The sequence below is a fragment of the Bartonella rattaustraliani AUST/NH4 genome, assembly GCF_000312565.1.
GTDB lineage: Bacteria > Pseudomonadota > Alphaproteobacteria > Rhizobiales > Rhizobiaceae > Bartonella > Bartonella rattaustraliani.
The window spans coordinates 1-16768 of sequence record NZ_CALW02000015.1; the positions used below are offsets into that span (position 1 = coordinate 1).

Sequence of the window (16768 nt, forward strand, 5' to 3'; positions counted from 1 at the left end):
TACTTAAAAACAACCTATATTCTTAAAAAAATACGGCAAAAAAAAGGGCAAACTCAACCCTAAAGCCCGTAAATGCCTCATGCGATGATCAACACCACCTGTTGTACAATGTGTATATCCTGCCCAGTGCTATTATTGCACTTCTTTATTTAAGTGCAAATCCCCTTAATTGAAGAAAAAAACCTTATGAGGAAAAATTATTGCGGTGAAAATATAAATTAAAGAAATTGCATTATTGATAAGAAGAATCAAATCCTTGTGGGAGTGCGCTATGCTATGCTAGAGAGAAAAATACGAAGCTATATTATCCTTTTATTGAATATTCGAAAAGCGCTCTAAAAGTCCATGTGGGATAACGAACAACAGAAAAACGACCCAGGACAAGATCCCGCTCTTGTGGTCAAACGCTTGCGCCCAGCACGCCGACAGATTTCTATTCGTTGGCTCACAGGAACGATTCTCACAGGAATCACTTCGTGCATTCTTATGGGGATTGCACTTTTTGCAGCTCTTGATGAACAACAAAGGTTGGTAACCCCCCCACAATGGTTTATACAAGAAAACCTTTCAGAAACACAAAACTCTGATGCCAACGGATATAAAAGCGACCGTATTTCCCCGACCCATGCAAGACAAAGCTTTGATAGCAAACGCCAATTTGAATTATCAATTCTGCAAAAAAAGGGAAATGAAAAGATTATTCAAACAAAAAACTTCCAATGGCTGCGAATGGCTTTAGCGGAAGAACGTCCCCACAAATATACCTATCCAAAATTCGATGCCTTAAGTATTTTTGCAGATGATTCGAAAACGCCAACAGTCAAACTAGAAGATTCAGGATATATTTACGGAGCAAAGGTAGAAACCAAAATAACCCTACGCAGTAATGATTTTATCATTGATCAAGTCAACTTTGATGGCGAGGATACTTTAACAGAAGAAGAAGCACAAAAAGAAGTAAAAAAAGCGGGCTTTGCTTTAGAAAAAACCAATGAACTCCTTTCACTTCTCACACTGATTGACCCTTTAAAACTAGAAGATATATCCTCCAGCTCCCCATTAACAGAAACACCTGAAGTTCGCATTGTTCAAGAAAATGTGACCGTTTCTCCTCAAAGTCACCGAATCGATCTCACAAAAAACTATGCTGAAGATATTATTCCCATTCGGAAAAAACAAAAAATAGCCGATGTTTTTAAAAACACAAACTATACCAAAGAACAAGTTGAACAGGTTGTAAACACTTTAACAAAGTTTAACAATTCAGATACGTTGAAAGAAGGAAATCTCTTGCGCATTGGCATTATCACACAAGCTGGAGAAGAAGATCATCTCGTGCGCGCCAGCATTTACCAAGGGGCGTACCATGTTCTCACCATTGCTTTAAATGATAAAGGACAGTTCGTGGAAAGTGCAGAACCTAAAATGTCCCGCGCACTGAGAGCCACTTTTCAAAATGGTGTTTCACATTCTTATGTCAGCAGAGCACAATTACCAACAGCTTATGATGCAATTTTTAATACCCTGCTCAGCCATCATCTATCAAAGTCTCTCTCTCAGCGTCTCATTCGTCTACTGGCAACAAATATTGATATGAAAAGCCAGATAACACCAACGGATCAACTGGAAATATTTTATGCCGTGCCACAACAAAACGACAAAACATCCCAAAATGGCAAAAAGAATCAGAAAACAAAAGAAGTCCCTGCAAATACAGACCCTGAAATTCATTATGTAAGCGCCACCTTCGGCAATACCACTTATAAATATTACCGTTACCAATCAAAAGACGGGACGGTTGATTATTATGATTCAGAAGGAAAAAGTTCAAAACCTTTCTTGCTCCGCAAACCCACTCCAAATGGCATTTTTGGCTCCCCCTTTGGTCCACGAAAACATCCTATTTTAGGCTATGTTCGCATGCATACGGGTGTTGATTGGGTTGCACCCAAAGGATCACCCATTATTGCTGTGGGAGATGGCGTTGTCATAAAAGTGGGCGTATTAAGCGGTTATGGAAACCATACAGAAATTGAACACAGCAATGGCTATATCAGCAGCTATTCCCACCAAAGCCGTTATGCCCCAAACATCAAACCAGGTGTTAAAGTACAGCAAGGACAAATCATTGGCTATGTCGGGTCAACTGGAATGGCAACAGGACCCCATTGTCACTTTGAAATCATTGTCAATGGTGTAAAAGTGGACCCCATGCGTATTCGTATTCCTGATAGTAAAGCTTTAACCAACCAAGATCTGCAAGCCTTTCTCCAGGAAAAAAACAATATTGATTCTTTGCTCAATAGCCCAATACCACAAGAAGATAATTCTTAAAGCAGACAGAAAGCCTTTGAGCCTTTAAAAAATTTTCCCTTCTTGAAAAAAATGAATCAAAAAAAGCTTGGTCTTAGGAAGGATTTGCTTTTCCACCCTCCGGCTATGAGCAAACCGCAGGAGTGAAGTCTCTTTCTGATTCTAAGCGATTTTGAAACTGAAAACATCACAGCGACACATTTGCTGAAAACTTTCTTCTAAACGCGTATGAAGAAATACTGCCACCAATTGAGAAAAAACATTAAAAGCAGATAATATTCATCTTATAAAGAGATCAATTTATTTAATTGTATTGTTTTAACAGTACGCCCCATGGAAATGGCACGCCGTAGAACCTTTCCATAGGATTCGTCTAAACGAAAAAAAGATTAGGCCCGCCCAAGACGCAACATTTCAACGCCTTTTCTCTTAAAGGAATGCCAATATGTTGATTCATAATGGTGATTTGTCGTTACGCATTTTAAAGCATCCCCCTGATATTATTGTAAGGTTCTCTTCTTTCAAACCTCTTTATTTTGTGTTGAATCCATTTTATTTACTTTGGCTTGTATGCCGTAAGTGAGATTGGCATGTGAGTAAAACCAGAAAAGATCCGCAACACGTTCTTTGTGAAACGTGAAAGGCGCATTTTGCCTTTAAAAAGTGATAGACAAGCCACTTAAGTACACAGCAAGGGAAGATGCAAAAAATGCTTATTCATGCGGTAATTCCGCGGAAGGTTTTCTGATTGATTCTGGAGGGTTTATCGCTCAATTGGTTGGAGTGCATGCTTGATAAGCGTGAGGTCGGAAGTTCAAGTCTGCCCAGTCCCCCCATGATTCATCCCTCAAAAAAGCACTTATAACATTCGATTTATAATATTTGATTTGTAATATTCAACGGAGTGCAATTTGAAAAGACATGTTTGTCGTTTTTGATAAGATATGGCAAAGGAAGAAAATGCCTTTCATGAAGTGCCTTCATGCAAAAGATGTTGCAATCTCATGGGTGCGTAAAGAGACCATGAACGGGGAAGAAGAATGAGGGTGCCGGCTTATCCCTCTAACGGCTTTTTATCTTTATCAGCGTAAAGATAGTGGTGCGCAATGGGTTTATCAGTATACAGGATTTATCGGTATACAATTTACAAAATACCGCCGCGAAATGAGCTTAAGAGCTCTAAGAAATGTCTCTTTAAAGCAAACCCACGAACAGGTAACGTAGGTGACATTCTTTTTTGCGGGAAGGTCGTAATCTTATTAAAGAACGTGAAAAACAAAAATGTGAGGCAATGCGCAATTTTCATGATCTTAAAGACATTAGCTTTAGAGGCTTTATCTTAAAAATATTGCTTTAAAGATTTTTGAAAATCGTAAAGCTGAATTCAAAGGAGATGGTAAATCTGGAGATTGGTTTTCATTTTTATAACGTCATGTACTCCCCAAGATTAAGCTGTCTTCTCATTTCAGAAACGACGTAAACAGATATACGCAATATGCTTGCGTCCGTTTTGCGACATCCTTTGCATGAAGGCACTTCATGAAAGGCATTTTCTTCCTTTGCCATATCTTATCAAAAACGACAAACATGTCTTTTCAAATTGCACTCCGTTGAATATTACAAATCAAATATTATAAATCGAATGTTATAAGTGCTTTTTTGAGGGATGAATCATGGGGGGACTGGGCAGACTTGAACTTCCGACCTCACGCTTATCAAGCATGCACTCCAACCAATTGAGCGATAAACCCTCCAGAATCAATCAGAAAACCTTCCGCGGAATTACCGCATGAATAAGCATTTTTTGCATCTTCCCTTGCTGTGTACTTAAGTGGCTTGTCTATCACTTTTTAAAGGCAAAACGCGCCTTTCACGTTTCACAAAGAACGTGTTGCGGATCTTTTCTGGTTTTACTCACATGCCAATCTCACTTACGGCATACAAGCCAAAGTAAATAAAATGGATTCAACACAAAATAAAGAGGTTTGAAAGAAAAAAACCTTACAATAATATCAGGGGGATGCTTTAAAATGCGTAACGACAAATCATCATTATGAATCAACACATTGGCAAAATAGCAATAGCAAAAAACACACTGATTCGTCTGAACATTTGTTTCAAACATGTGGCTGCATTGGGATTGGGTGCTGTTTGACAAGCAGCAGAAAAAGCACGCGCCCCTTAGAAAAACAACGCCATAAAACGCTGACGAAACCTGCAATAGCATGAAGAGAAGTGCCAGCTTTTTATAAAACACCTTGCCAAAAAATCAAAAAGCGCTTTTCTTTTTTGGGAATTAAGTCAATGTCTCTTTTGGACCATTTGTGTGAAGTTTTGGCAAAGGAATCACAATTTTTATCCCTCCAAAATCAGACGTTTCAAAAAGTGGTTTTTCACCAAATTGCATACAAAGCTGCTCGACAACCAAACGGCCAAGCCCCGCTTTTTGTTCTTGAGTTTGCTGCTTCATACCCACACCATTATCTTCCACAATGAGCATGAATTGCCCATCTTTTTGCGGACCAAATGAAATATAAATATGGCCATCTCTTTTATCTGGAAAGGCATGTTTTAAAGAATTCGTCAACAATTCGCCCAGAATAATACCAAGCGTTGTAGCATCTCTTGAAGACAAACGACATTCTTTAAAATTTGTATGAATGGTGATATTTTCTCGTAATTCAAAAGGTACTGACAATTCGACATCATGCACCACCGAACTGAGAAATTCTGCCAAGAGAGTTGTCTCCATATCATCGCCCAAACGCAAACGACGGTGCGCTGTGGAAATTGTCTGGATACGGTCGCGTGCGGCCCCAAGAACAGAACGTACCTCTTCATTTTTGCTACGATTTAATTGTAACCCAAGCAAAGAAGACACCGTACCAAGAGAGTTTCCAATACGATGGCTGGCATCCTGCAACAATATTTCAACGCGTTGACGTTCTTTTTCAGCATGATTGCGTGCTCTTTCCAATTCTTGTGTGCGTTCCTTCACACGTGCTTCCAGGGCTATATTCTCACTATGAAGCAGCAATTGATACATTTTTAAAGAACGGACATCACGGCGAAAACGATGAATGACAAAATAGGCAGAAAAAAAAGTACTCACAACAGAAATGATCGCCGCCAAGGTTAAAGCAGCCCGCATAAGTGCGATCCCCTCGCGCTGTTTTTGCCGCACCACATCATCGCCGTTAATAAAGCTTGTCATCAATTGGGCTAAACGCGCCACTTGAATTTTCTGCATTTCAGAAGAAACAGAGGGTGGAGAAGATTGATCAGGACGCACATCAAGAGCATGGATATGCGCACTCATAAAAGCTTTTCGAACGTCCACCTCTTTTTTAAAAGCTTTAAACCATTCATACCATTGCGGGTGCGCATAAACAATGAGTGCGATATAATCGAGAAGATCATTAATTTCCCGCATTGCATTTTCAAAGCGTGCTTTCTCTTCAGGCTTTCGGTTTTTTGCATAGCTCCGGTCGGCGACAGCCATATCAATCAAACCGATGAGCACCAAATCTGCCTGCTCACGCAATTCTGAACTTGTATTCAACTGTGCAACTTCCCGATCCACTGCATTTGAAAGCAGTATAATAAAGGTCGCAGCCAAAAGAGCCATCACAAGAGAAACAACAATTGCGACCCAACGCCAACTTGAGACCGTTGCATCAGAAGAGGATATTTGAGGAGGCAAATTCGTCTTTGTTGTCATAGAGTTTCCGTTGGCGAACCTGAAAATCGTCATTTTTCAGCACAAAGGAAGGCTGCCTTATGGAACATAATGTGAAAGCCCGCTGATATTTTCACAACGACTTCTCTTATTTTTCCCAAGGTTACACACCAAACACTCTGAATTTCCTCAGATACTGACTTTACCTTAATAGCTATAAATGGAATAAAAAAAACAAGACTTTCAAACATAATTATTATGCTTTTTTAGCCGTTAAATGAACACAATGTACTTCCAGCGGAATAAGAATCGGGACCATAATCAGATTCACCATCCACATTCAAAAGCTCCTGTAAGCGATGACGAGCCCTGCTCACACGGCTTTTAATGGTTCCAACAGCACAACCACAAATCGCGGCGGCATCTTCATAAGAAAACCCTGAAGCTCCAATGAGAATAATGGCTTCTCTTTGATCTGCAGAAAGCATATTTAAGGCTTTTTTAAAGTCTTGCAAATCAAGTGATCCATATTGAGCAGGATGAATAGCCACATTTTGCGTAAATGTTCCATCACTGTCTTGCACTTCTCTGCCTTTTTTGCGCATTTGGCTGTAAAATTCATTGCGCAAAATGGTAAAAAGCCAAGCCTTGAGGTTTGTTCCCATTTCGAAACTATCCTGCTTGGCCCACGCCTTCATAATGGTATCTTGCACTAAGTCCTCGGCTTTATCGTGCTTGCTGCTTAAAGAAAGAGCAAAAGCTCTAAGGGCGGGGAGAACTAAAAGAAGTTCCTGTTTAAAATTTTTCACGCTCTTTGTCATAAAGGATTCAAACCTTCTTCACATTGTTTAAGCCATATTGCTCTGCGCGCTCTAGCTTATCCAAGAGCTCCAAAAAACGGCGTGGAAGAGCCTCTTCCTGAATTTCCGTGTAAAATTGACGCAATTTACGTCCTATTTCGCTATTGATCCCGAGAAGATCATTTCCAAACGAAAGATGATTTGTGAGATTTTTTTCATCACGGTCGTTCATTTTTTGTCCCCCTAATCCATATAATAGTAGTAGCACCGAGAAGAATTTTCGCCTTATGGTTGTAAATATAGTTGTAGGTAAAAAGTTCCATACGGATCAGGGAACTTTTTCATCTCTTAAAGATTTCAACCAACAGAATGCTTCACAGGTCAAAGGAGTTATAGATCATGTCATTATCAACACGCATTGCACCACATCTTCCCTATCTTCGCCGTTTTGCCCGGTCTGTTACCGGCAGCCAATCCTCGGGTGATGCTTATGTCTCGGCAATGCTAGAAGCACTGATTACAGATATTTCCATTTTTCCAAAAGCCTCCAATGACCGCATTGGAACCTATTGGCTTTTTTGCCACCTTTTCGACCAAACCACCCCGAATATACCCGAACCACTGCCACAATTTGGTCTTGAACAAAAAACCAGTGCCAAATTATCCTATCTTACCCCCCGTGCCCGCCAGGCATTTTTATTGATTGCGGTTGAAGGATTTAATGAACAAGACGCCAGTGAAGTTATGGATCTTGAGGTGAAGGAATTCCGCAAACTCCTTAGCCAAGCCTCGACAGATATTTCTCAACAAATAGCCACTGAAGTGATGATTATTGAGGATGAGCCTCTCATTGCCATGGATATTGAGCAAATGGTAGAAAGTCTCGGACATCGGGTCGTCGGCACAGCACGAACCCACGATGAAGCTGTCGTCATGTATCATAAGAAAAAACCACGGTTGATTTTAGCGGATATCCAATTGGCCGATAACAGTTCCGGTATTGATGCAGTCAATGACATTTTAAAAAACGACTGTATCCCTGTGATCTTTATCACTGCTTTTCCTGAAAGGCTGCTCACAGGCGAGCGTCCAGAACCGACGTTTTTAGTCACAAAACCTTTTAATCCTGATATGGTGAAAGCATTGATTTCCCAGGCTTTATTTTTCCAAGAGAATGCTTCCAAAGCCGCGTAGAACCAAGTAACATCTTCATCATGGTTGTTACACCTATGTCAAAGCCCCCCATGGATGTGTCACACTTGAGCGCTCTCATGCAAGCGATCCGAGGCGCTGATATTTGTGTTTTATACCAGACAACAAATCTGGTCTATTTATGGGCTGAAAATTTGCCAAAGCATTTGCATCATAAATGGCGGATGGGATGTCGTGACAGTGATTTTTTGTCGCTTGATCTTGCTGATAATATGGAAACAATCAAATTGCAGGTTTTAGCTACGGGCAAAATGCAAACCATTGAGGCACGTTTTGAAGACATGGCCAAACAAGTCACTTGGTATAAATTTTCTATTGATTGCCACCGCAATGATAAGGGAGACATTATCGGTATTATCACCACCGGTGTTGATATTTCTGGCTTACGCCGCCGTGAGCAAGTGCTGAAAATACTGCTTCGAGAAGTAAGCCACCGTTCGAAAAATCTTCTTGCGATTATTCAAAGCATTGCCAGCCAAACTGCACGCTATACGGAATCCCTACAAATTTTCTTACGCAAATTTCAAGGGCGTCTTCATTCTCTTTCCCATTCACAAGATCTGATTACCGCTTCCGATTGGCGTGGGGCGCAATTTCGTGAATTGGTCCAATCGCAAACTTTGGGTTATTTGACAAAAGAAACAGAACGTTTTTCTCTTGAAGGTGTTGACCCTTATCTTTTTCCCAATGCCGCTTTGCATATTGGTTTAGCTTTTCATGAGCTCATTGTTAATTCTCTTTCTTTTGGCGCCCTCTCACAAGGAAAAGGAAGTGTATGTGTCTGCTGTGAAATTGACACAACGGTAAACGAAAAAGCACAACTTATCATCACGTGGGAGGAAAACTTTTCCGTGCAAACACTTCCTTCTAGCAAGCAGAAGTCCTGTTTTGGCAGTGCTGTTTTAGAAAAAATTGTTCCCATTTCTGTGAATGGTTCCGCTTCTTTAAAATGGATGGAAGAAGGGTTTGTCTATCGCTTGTCTGTTCCTGATACATATTTTGACTTTGATAGTTTTTTTGAAAACAACGAGGCAAGAACGACAAACTAAAAAACCAAAGCACATAAAGTCCAAAAAACCACTGCAATCAAAACACGCAAAAGCGTTTTTTTTCCATAAGATTGCTTTCTGGCATAAAGATATTTTTTTCATCCCACCAAAGACTTGAAATACAACCAGCCTCTTGGAATTTTTCTTAAAAATCCCACCGTGCAGGATAATCTCAGATCGGAACCTCAGATCATTAAAAACGTTTGCTTATGAAGAAGAGCCACCAGGCTGACAAATGAAGCTCTCTGCTGTCAACCTCTTTGATTGATTGAGAAATATTTTATGAACAGCTTTGTTTTTATCCTTTTGTTGGTTTCATGTACAGATGATTTCAACAGCTGCTATTCCAACAATAAGATGGTTAAAATCTATCCCACAGTGCAAGCGTGTGAACAAGCCATGATCCCTTCCACCCAAAAATTTTCTTTGTATGGACAGCAAATCTTTGCGCAATGCACAAGTGTACACGCAAACTTGCAACAACAACAAGTAAAGCTGATCTGGTCAGTGACAAACCAAGGAACTTTTCTGCTTAAAAGCCAAACGATCAAGAGCAAAATATTTGAAAACCACCAAGCAGCAAATCGCTCTTCCCCATCATCCCAACGAGAGTCTCCCCTATAGACCCTCTTGCATAAAAAAACTGAAAAGCGTAAACTCTACCCAAGTATGGACGACAAAGGATGCCTTACGGAGTCGACTTTTTATTAAAAAAGTCTTTGATGAACAGTCTTGTTTTTATCCTTTTGTTGGTTTCATGTACAGATGATTTCAACAGCTGCTATTCCAACAATAAGATGGTCAAAATCTATCCCACAGTGCAAGCGTGTGAACAAGCCATGATCCCTTCCACCCAAAAATTTTCTTTGTATGGGCAGCAAATCTTTGCGCAATACACAAGTATACACGCAAACTTGCGCCAACAACAAGTAAAGCTGATCTGGTCAGTGACAAACCAAGGAACTTTTCTGCTTAAAAGCCAAACGATCAAGAGCAAAATATTTGAAAACCACCAAGCAGCAAATCGCTCTTCCCCATCATCCCCACGAGAATCTCCCCTATAGACCCTCTTGCATAAAAAAACTGAAAAGCGTAAACCCTACCCAAGTATGGACGACAAAGGATGCCTTACGGAGTCAACTTTTTATTAAAAAAGTCTTTGATGAACAGTCTTGTTTTTATCCTCTTATTGGTTTCATACACAGATGATTTCAACAATTGTCACACGAAAAAGAGAGTGGTCAAGATCTAGCAACCGCGCTGACAACACAAACATGCAAGCAAATTCTCAAAAAACCAAGCAGTGGAAGAGTACAAATGGATAATAAAAAAATTGAAACCTCAAAAGACGACCATACAGAGCAAAATCCACTCTCTCAAGATCTTCCCTTAGATCCTGCAGTAGAACGTGTGAGAAAAAAACTCATGCTGTTAATGATTATTTCCATCACAATAACGCTTGTCCTTATTCTGGCTGTACTTTTGGGAGTTGTCTATAAAGTCGTAAAAACGGAACCCTCTTCAAAACAAACCGCCCCCTTTTCTTCTCACAGCACCAATCAAGAGGTTTTCTATCACACACTTTCCTTACCCAAAAACACACAGATTTTGTCGCAAAGCCTCTCAGAACACAATATTGTCTTAAAAACCTTAACGCAGGACGGGCAGATAAAATTTATGATTTATAACTATCACACCGGCGCACTGATCACGGTTCTCTCTGTTGAAACAACAAAGGAAACTTCTACACCCCATTAAGAAGATATAACGCCCACAGGCGCACAAAAATCTCTTTGTTTCAAATCATCGTCTGTTGAAGATCTGGGCACTGACACGGTCTTTTCAACATCTTTTCACGCGATCTTTTCACGGCGCTCACAAGCAAAGAGGCAAAAATGCTCACCAGCAAGTCCCATTTCTCATGTTGCTTTTGAAAAGGCAAAAGCGTGAAAAAACAAAGGTAAACGCAAGAGAGCAAAACTTGAGGAATATAAAAATCTGAAAGATGATTTGTTTTAAAAACCCTACCCATAATGAAACTGAAAACATCTCCCACAAACGCTTCCTTATCACGTTCTGGATTAAACATTTTCCTCTGCTGAAGATGTAACCACCCGACGCCGACGTGTTTTTTTCTGTATCTCTTTATTCAATAAAGGCAAAGATTCCTCACTACTTTCGGTAGTTTGCGATGCGTCCCATGTTTTTTCAAGAGAAGCGTCATCTTGGATACGCACTGTACGACGCCGTGAAGATCGACGTGTTTTTTTGACAGGTCCCACATTTTCTTTGGCAGCGCATTGCTCTTGATCCGTTTTCTCATCAGAGATATCAGAAGTGTCTAAAGCGTCTTCACGTACACTCCCGTTTTGGGCTTTTTTGTGTTGACCATTCGCATTTTTTTGCGCCTGGGTTGGTGATTCATCGGTGTCACAATTAACCGTGTCTGTTCTTTCACCTTCAGCTTTTGCACCTTCAGCATTTATTTCATCGCCTTCTTGTTCATTATTCTCATCGCGCCGAAGAGATTGTGCTGCCTGCCCAGCCGCAGCCAGAATAATACGCAAGTAGTGTTCAGCATGTTGCAAATAATTTTCCGACATAACGCGATCACCTGCACCTTGTGCATCACGCGCAAGACTTATGTACTTATCGGCAATTTGCTGAGCATTTCCACGAATTTTAACATCCGGACCGCTACTTTCATAATTCCGAGACAACGGGTTAGGGCCGCGACGATTGTTATTTCCATTATTGTTATTATTGCGACCGCGTACCCGTCTATTTTGTTGTGGCCTCATTTTTATCCCTTTTTTGGAGTGTTTGTCTTAATTGACTCTTCTTCATTCATTACATTATTTTTCGATAATGCTGGTCATGTTTAGAATACGGTTATCAGACTATCCGCGTTTTATTTTATAAAATGATACCTACTAATATTTGATAAAAGCATTATATTTTTTGAAAAACACAAAAACAGCGGGAAAAACTTAAACCTAAAATTCCCTATTTCTCCGTTAACCAAGAAAAACCTAGTGATGTTCACATAAAATGCCAAGTGTTTTTTTTTAAATAGACCATATTTTACTAAAAAAGTAACCATCTTGTGGAAAAACAAAAAAACGAAAACATGTATACAAAATCCCTGGCAAACAAATAACCTTCACCAAAGAATAAATAGATATCCCTCTTTCGTTCTCTAACCGATCCTAAAAACGCCGATATTCCCTATCCCCTCGCACACTTAACGCATGAAGTAGGACCACCCACACGAATACTGCACGAATGCATTCACTTTGTGAACACTACCTCATCTTCTGCGCTAAAGCAACCCCCCGTGAGCGATAACCCACTACCGCCTCACAAAACCTTTTATACTATAAATAAATAAATATCAAGTATTATTCAAGTCCTCATGATTATCGAGAGAGCGACCTTCTATCGATAAGATCAGGATATTCTTCAATTCTCTTAAGCTTAAGTTCCACATGGTTTATGCGCAAATAGGCTTTAATGATGTATAAAAATGAACATAAAAACCAAGTATAAAAATAAAAAACATGAGAAAATAGAAACTTTTGAGAAAGAAAAAGCCCGCATATCACGCCAATAAAAAGCCCAAAATCCTCCTAAAAAAGAGCAATTTCTCCTTAAAATAAAACAATCCCCCCAAATGAAACACTCTCTTATACATAAGGAGGACACCACGCGCTTTCTTTTTTGTCGTACTTCCTGATAAGAAAATCTTATTTGCAAAAAGGGCAAAGCATTTTGGTCCTCTTCAACATCCCCTCTTGGTCAGCCAAAAGATTCATTTTGGACTGATATGAAAACATGAAAGCACTTTGCATCTTTAGCCATAAATACCGCAATTGTTAAGAGTTTTTTTTGCATATTGTTGCCATGTGCAACAACAATCAACTGAAGAATTGAAAGACACCAGCCCCTCTTAGTCATTTGGATTCCCACACCTCTTGGTCGGTCAAAATGATTCATTTTGAGCTTATATGAAAGCATTATTGTCGATTTTTTTGAACGCCTATCAAGCTTTAAGAGTGTCCAGCTCTCATAGTGCCCCAGTCAAACACTCTCCACCCAAAATACAAAACTTTAAAAAGCATTAAAATAATAAAAAACCACTGGCGCCTATAGAGCCATAATCTCTTCAACCATAAATTTCCCAACAACAATGAACAAAACATATTTTCATTATTGGCGCATTGAAAATTATGTATTTTCTTGCTGCTTCATAAGCTTGATGCACAAAACTTTATCGTGAAAAACACCCTTTTTCCTGCCTATCACAGGAAACATTCCACCACCTCATGGGAAACAGAAAAGCACACAACCATAAAAGTTGATTCTTATGCAGCATGTTTCAGGATAATCCGCACACCCTCATGCGCTTTTTGTAAAGCACCGAGACCTCCCCACGCACAAAAAAACACGCCCAGCGGCATTTTAAGTAGCACTTACTTTGAAGATATTTGTATGAAACTGCGGCTTTAGAAAAATGGGCTCATCTCCACCAAACCCCACATTTATACCACCACAGAATTTAGCAATTCCCTCCAAGGTGCATAAATCACAGATTACAAAAGGTAAAAACCCCACTTCCGACAGCTCCTTCAGCTGTCGGAAACCCATGGAGCGATGGCTCAAAGACCCAAAACGAATCTTACCAATATACAGTCAATAACACATTCCTCTCGCCACCTAACGCATATCCTAACGCATTCTAGAATGGCTGCGATTGTCAATAATAATACGGCGGTTTTATGTTTAATCTTGAATAATTTTTTCAGATTAAAATTGCTCCTGTAAGAAGACAAGCATATGAAAGCCACCATAATTTCTGAATAAAAATTAAAAGGTTATATGCTTAGTGTATTTCCTTTCCTCTTTCTTCACAGATAAACATGAAACCTCAAAAAATATTTCTGCATTTGTTTTCGCATCAGCATTGTCTTTTACGGTATTCTTTTAATTTAGGGATCAAGAAGAAAATTTTCTTCAAGACTCCGTCAAATTCTAAGTTCCGCTTTAAAAACACCAATGATGATGAAATCTTTTTGAAGCTTTGTCTTTTAAAGTTTTTATCCAAAAACTTAAAAATAATTGCGCGTACTTTTTTTATTGTCTTTTTCATTGAGCAAACAGTTGCGTAAGAGAAAATAATTTCCGTCTCCCGGTCGTACCATTTTCACGCATTTTTTCTTTGCCCGATCGGAAAGTTCGTCCCACATATCACGAATGGCAAAATAAGCTTCACTCTCCGAACGAATACAACTTTGGTACACTTCTTTTTTCATATCAGACATCACGGAAGCAGAAATTTCCTGACAATAGACACGTAAATCAAAGACTGGTACCGTGAATTCAACGACAGCTTGCTGTGTAACTTGTTCCTGAGAAGAAAAATGACTGATTATTTTTGCAACCCCAAAACCAAATGCCACGATACAAAAGAACACTCCGCCAACAAAAACCATTTTACGATATAACCTTTTAAAATAAGCTTTTCGTCTTGCGCGGATTCTTTCTTCCATAAAGCCCGTCTCCTTTAACATTTCCATATAAACTTTTTTGCAATAATAAAGCGACAGAGGCATTTATTCAGACAATGAATGTTGCAGCTAAAAACTTTCACATTTTTCTATATTAAAACGTTCATAACACACAATAAAGAACATTTTGTTTTTAAAAGTTCTTATTTGCAATTTTTATCTGCTTATACAATTCATCTATTTTCTATGATAATAGCCATGGGAAACACTATCACAAGAATTGACTTCTGTAAAATACCTACAAAGAATATCATGGGTTATACGCTCAGGAGGAACAGACCTTCTTGAATAAATACTTCCCTTTCTGTGATACTCTCTTTTTTGTGAACCGCCCCATTATTTATGTATCCCTCTCACTCTTTAAAACAGCTGAAAAGTTTCATTTTCCACACACTCACCCGCATAACCAAAGCACAAAAATCAGAAACGAAACATGTTTTGACTTTTGGGAAAAGCAAAATCAATCAAAGAAGTTCGCCTTTTGATACCAAGAACCAATACCAACATAAGGACCAACAAACAATACCCCTCAACAAAAAACCATTCCCCACGAACACTTTAACTTTACCCATGATCACTTGAGAAAAAGCCGTTGAAAACTTCATGGGAGGAATATTGCAACTTTAAGAGACAACATTTCAAATTACAAAGTTCAAAACGAACTAAATATTTTTTTTAAACATAATAAAATAGCATGAAAGAAAGGGCATATACGCAAAAATTAGCGATTATACCATATAATTTCTTAAACCAATTTTTTTGTTTTTCGCAATTTTCTTTCATAAGAATCATACTCTTTAAATATCCGCAGATAAACTTTTTTGCAGTAAAAAGTAATAGAATCACGCATACAAACGAGTAATCTTATCAGCCAAAAACACTCAATACTTTCCTATGTTAAAACATTCACGATACACAGAAAAAGAACATTTTGTTTTTTAAAAATCCTTATTTGCAATTTTTATCTGCTTATATGATTTATATACTTTGTATGATAAGGTTACAGATTCCAGAACAAACGTCGGATATCATTCAAAATTTACTGATATAAAATACTGACAAAGAAGAGAAAACTTAAAGCTGTTGAGGGAATAAAACAGAACCATATTCAGAATCTTTGAGGATATTGCACCTCTTTTGCATATGCTTTCACGAAAAAAATGCATGTGCCAAGGGATTTCCTCTTCCGACACCACATTGATTCATAATGGTTTTTATCGTTTCTCACCTTGAATCATACCCCCGAATACCCATAAGATTCTCTTATTTCAAACCTACTTATGTTGAATCAATCAAAACCACTCACTTGCACCTCACAAGTAGGACGAGTGTGTGGATAAAATTTGTATAAGAAAGGACTAAAAATGGCTCTTATGAACCGTCTTAAGTGCCAAGGGCTGTCGCAACATTGGGGGCTGGTAAAGTGAATGATGGTGCAGGCTTGACCCTTCATAAGCATAAAGATGGTAGTGCGCAATGGATTTACCGTTATACAATTCACGGACGACGCCGTGAAATGGGCTTAGGGGCTTTAAGACATGTCTCTTTAAAACAAGCCCGTGAACATGCAACGTAGGTGGCGTTCTGATTTACATGAGGGTCGTGACCCCATTAAAGAACGTGAGAAACAAAAACGTGAGGCAATGCGCACTCTTCCTTATCTTAAAGACATTGCTGTGGGTAGTTTTGAAAGCTGTAAAGCTGAATTAAAGGATGATGATAAGTCTGGAGATTGGTTTTCATCTTTACAATTTCATGTACTCCCCAAATGAGGCTGTCTTCCCATTTCAGGAATTACACAAACAGAAATACGCAACACGCTTGCCCCCATATGGCATACAAAAGCTGTAATAGCCGATGAACATGTAACGTGCGTGGCATTCTGTTTTGCGTAAAGGTCGTGATCCCATTAAAGAGCGTGAGAAACAAAAGCATGAAGCAATGCGCACTCTTCATTATCTCAAAGGCTGTGGGTATTTTTGAAAGCTGTAAAGCTGAATTAAAGGATGATGATAAGTCTGGAGATTGGTTTTCATCTTTACAACGTCATGTACTCCCTAAATTAGGCCGTCTACCCATTTCAGAAATCACACAAACAGAAATACGCAACACGCTTGCCCCCATATGGCATACAAAAGCAGGAACAGC

Annotated in this window: 12 protein-coding genes and 1 pseudogene; 8 read left to right on the top strand and 5 right to left on the bottom strand. The window is 39.1% G+C overall.

The window, feature by feature from the left end; genetic code table 11:
• Window positions 1-345: 345 nt before the first annotated feature.
• Complete coding sequence (locus tag BN67_RS02760; protein ID WP_019222620.1) at window positions 346-2334, top strand: M23 family metallopeptidase; 1989 nt, start codon at window positions 346-348, stop codon at window positions 2332-2334.
• A gap of 2275 nt (window positions 2335-4609) precedes the next feature.
• Here the strand turns inward: BN67_RS02760 and BN67_RS02790 are convergent.
• The 3 genes from BN67_RS02790 to BN67_RS02805 form a co-directional block, all read right to left on the bottom strand.
• The gene (locus BN67_RS02790) at window positions 4610-6034 is read right to left on the bottom strand and encodes a sensor histidine kinase (protein WP_019222624.1); all 1425 of its coding nucleotides are present in this window, start codon (window positions 6032-6034) and stop codon (window positions 4610-4612) included.
• Between the two features lie 224 nt (window positions 6035-6258).
• On the bottom strand, window positions 6259-6813 hold the full coding sequence (locus tag BN67_RS02800; RefSeq protein ID WP_019222626.1) for an RNA polymerase sigma factor: 555 nt from the start codon (window positions 6811-6813) through the stop codon (window positions 6259-6261).
• A gap of 7 nt (window positions 6814-6820) precedes the next feature.
• Entirely contained in the window at window positions 6821-7024 is a 204-nt protein-coding gene (locus BN67_RS02805) for a NepR family anti-sigma factor (RefSeq protein ID WP_019222627.1), read from the bottom strand.
• A 167-nt stretch (window positions 7025-7191) separates the two neighbouring features.
• Between BN67_RS02805 and BN67_RS02810 the strand changes: the two genes are divergently transcribed.
• The 5 genes from BN67_RS02810 (at window position 7192) to BN67_RS02830 (ending at window position 10811) form a co-directional block, all read left to right on the top strand.
• Complete coding sequence (locus tag BN67_RS02810) at window positions 7192-7986, top strand: response regulator (protein WP_019222628.1); 795 nt, start codon at window positions 7192-7194, stop codon at window positions 7984-7986.
• 20 nt (window positions 7987-8006) lie between these two features.
• A complete protein-coding gene (locus BN67_RS02815; protein ID WP_019222629.1) occupies window positions 8007-9053 on the top strand; it encodes a PAS domain-containing sensor histidine kinase in 1047 nt (348 codons plus the stop codon).
• 282 nt (window positions 9054-9335) lie between these two features.
• Window positions 9336-9677: a hypothetical protein gene (locus BN67_RS14730; RefSeq protein ID WP_019222630.1), complete on the top strand. Its 342-nt coding sequence runs from the start codon at window positions 9336-9338 to the stop codon at window positions 9675-9677.
• A gap of 98 nt (window positions 9678-9775) precedes the next feature.
• Window positions 9776-10117, top strand: coding sequence for a hypothetical protein (locus tag BN67_RS14735; protein WP_019222631.1), 342 nt, complete (start codon window positions 9776-9778; stop codon window positions 10115-10117).
• Between the two features lie 253 nt (window positions 10118-10370).
• Entirely contained in the window at window positions 10371-10811 is a 441-nt protein-coding gene (locus BN67_RS02830) for a hypothetical protein (protein WP_019222632.1), read from the top strand.
• Window positions 10812-11134: 323 nt separating this feature from the next.
• Here BN67_RS02830 and BN67_RS02840 read toward each other — a convergent pair whose 3' ends face one another.
• Window positions 11135-11854, bottom strand: coding sequence for a DUF4167 domain-containing protein (locus tag BN67_RS02840; protein WP_019222634.1), 720 nt, complete (start codon window positions 11852-11854; stop codon window positions 11135-11137).
• A 2307-nt stretch (window positions 11855-14161) separates the two neighbouring features.
• On the bottom strand, window positions 14162-14602 hold the full coding sequence (locus BN67_RS02860; RefSeq protein ID WP_019222638.1) for a hypothetical protein: 441 nt from the start codon (window positions 14600-14602) through the stop codon (window positions 14162-14164).
• Window positions 14603-15984: 1382 nt separating this feature from the next.
• Here BN67_RS02860 and BN67_RS13420 point away from each other — a divergent pair.
• A pseudogene (locus BN67_RS13420) lies at window positions 15985-16506 on the top strand (integrase arm-type DNA-binding domain-containing protein); the annotation flags it as partial.
• A 47-nt stretch (window positions 16507-16553) separates the two neighbouring features.
• On the top strand, window positions 16554-16768 hold a 215-nt coding region (locus tag BN67_RS12540; RefSeq protein WP_026088132.1), incomplete at its 3' end, for a phage integrase central domain-containing protein.

What these genes read in the sequence shown, in the direction of transcription:
- BN67_RS02810 (WP_019222628.1), top strand. Translation starts at nt 7,192, where the DNA reads ATGTCATTATCAACACGCATTGCACCACATCTTCCCTATCTTCGCCGT.
- BN67_RS02790 (WP_019222624.1), bottom strand. Translation starts at nt 6,034, where the DNA reads ATGACAACAAAGACGAATTTGCCTCCTCAAATATCCTCTTCTGATGCA.
- BN67_RS02860 (WP_019222638.1), bottom strand. Translation starts at nt 14,602, where the DNA reads ATGGAAGAAAGAATCCGCGCAAGACGAAAAGCTTATTTTAAAAGGTTA.
- BN67_RS02830 (WP_019222632.1), top strand. Translation starts at nt 10,371, where the DNA reads ATGGATAATAAAAAAATTGAAACCTCAAAAGACGACCATACAGAGCAA.
- BN67_RS02805 (WP_019222627.1), bottom strand. Translation starts at nt 7,024, where the DNA reads ATGAACGACCGTGATGAAAAAAATCTCACAAATCATCTTTCGTTTGGA.
- BN67_RS02840 (WP_019222634.1), bottom strand. Translation starts at nt 11,854, where the DNA reads ATGAGGCCACAACAAAATAGACGGGTACGCGGTCGCAATAATAACAAT.
- BN67_RS02815 (WP_019222629.1), top strand. Translation starts at nt 8,007, where the DNA reads ATGGTTGTTACACCTATGTCAAAGCCCCCCATGGATGTGTCACACTTG.
- BN67_RS14730 (WP_019222630.1), top strand. Translation starts at nt 9,336, where the DNA reads ATGAACAGCTTTGTTTTTATCCTTTTGTTGGTTTCATGTACAGATGAT.
- BN67_RS02760 (WP_019222620.1), top strand. Translation starts at nt 346, where the DNA reads ATGTGGGATAACGAACAACAGAAAAACGACCCAGGACAAGATCCCGCT.
- BN67_RS02800 (WP_019222626.1), bottom strand. Translation starts at nt 6,813, where the DNA reads ATGACAAAGAGCGTGAAAAATTTTAAACAGGAACTTCTTTTAGTTCTC.
- BN67_RS14735 (WP_019222631.1), top strand. Translation starts at nt 9,776, where the DNA reads ATGAACAGTCTTGTTTTTATCCTTTTGTTGGTTTCATGTACAGATGAT.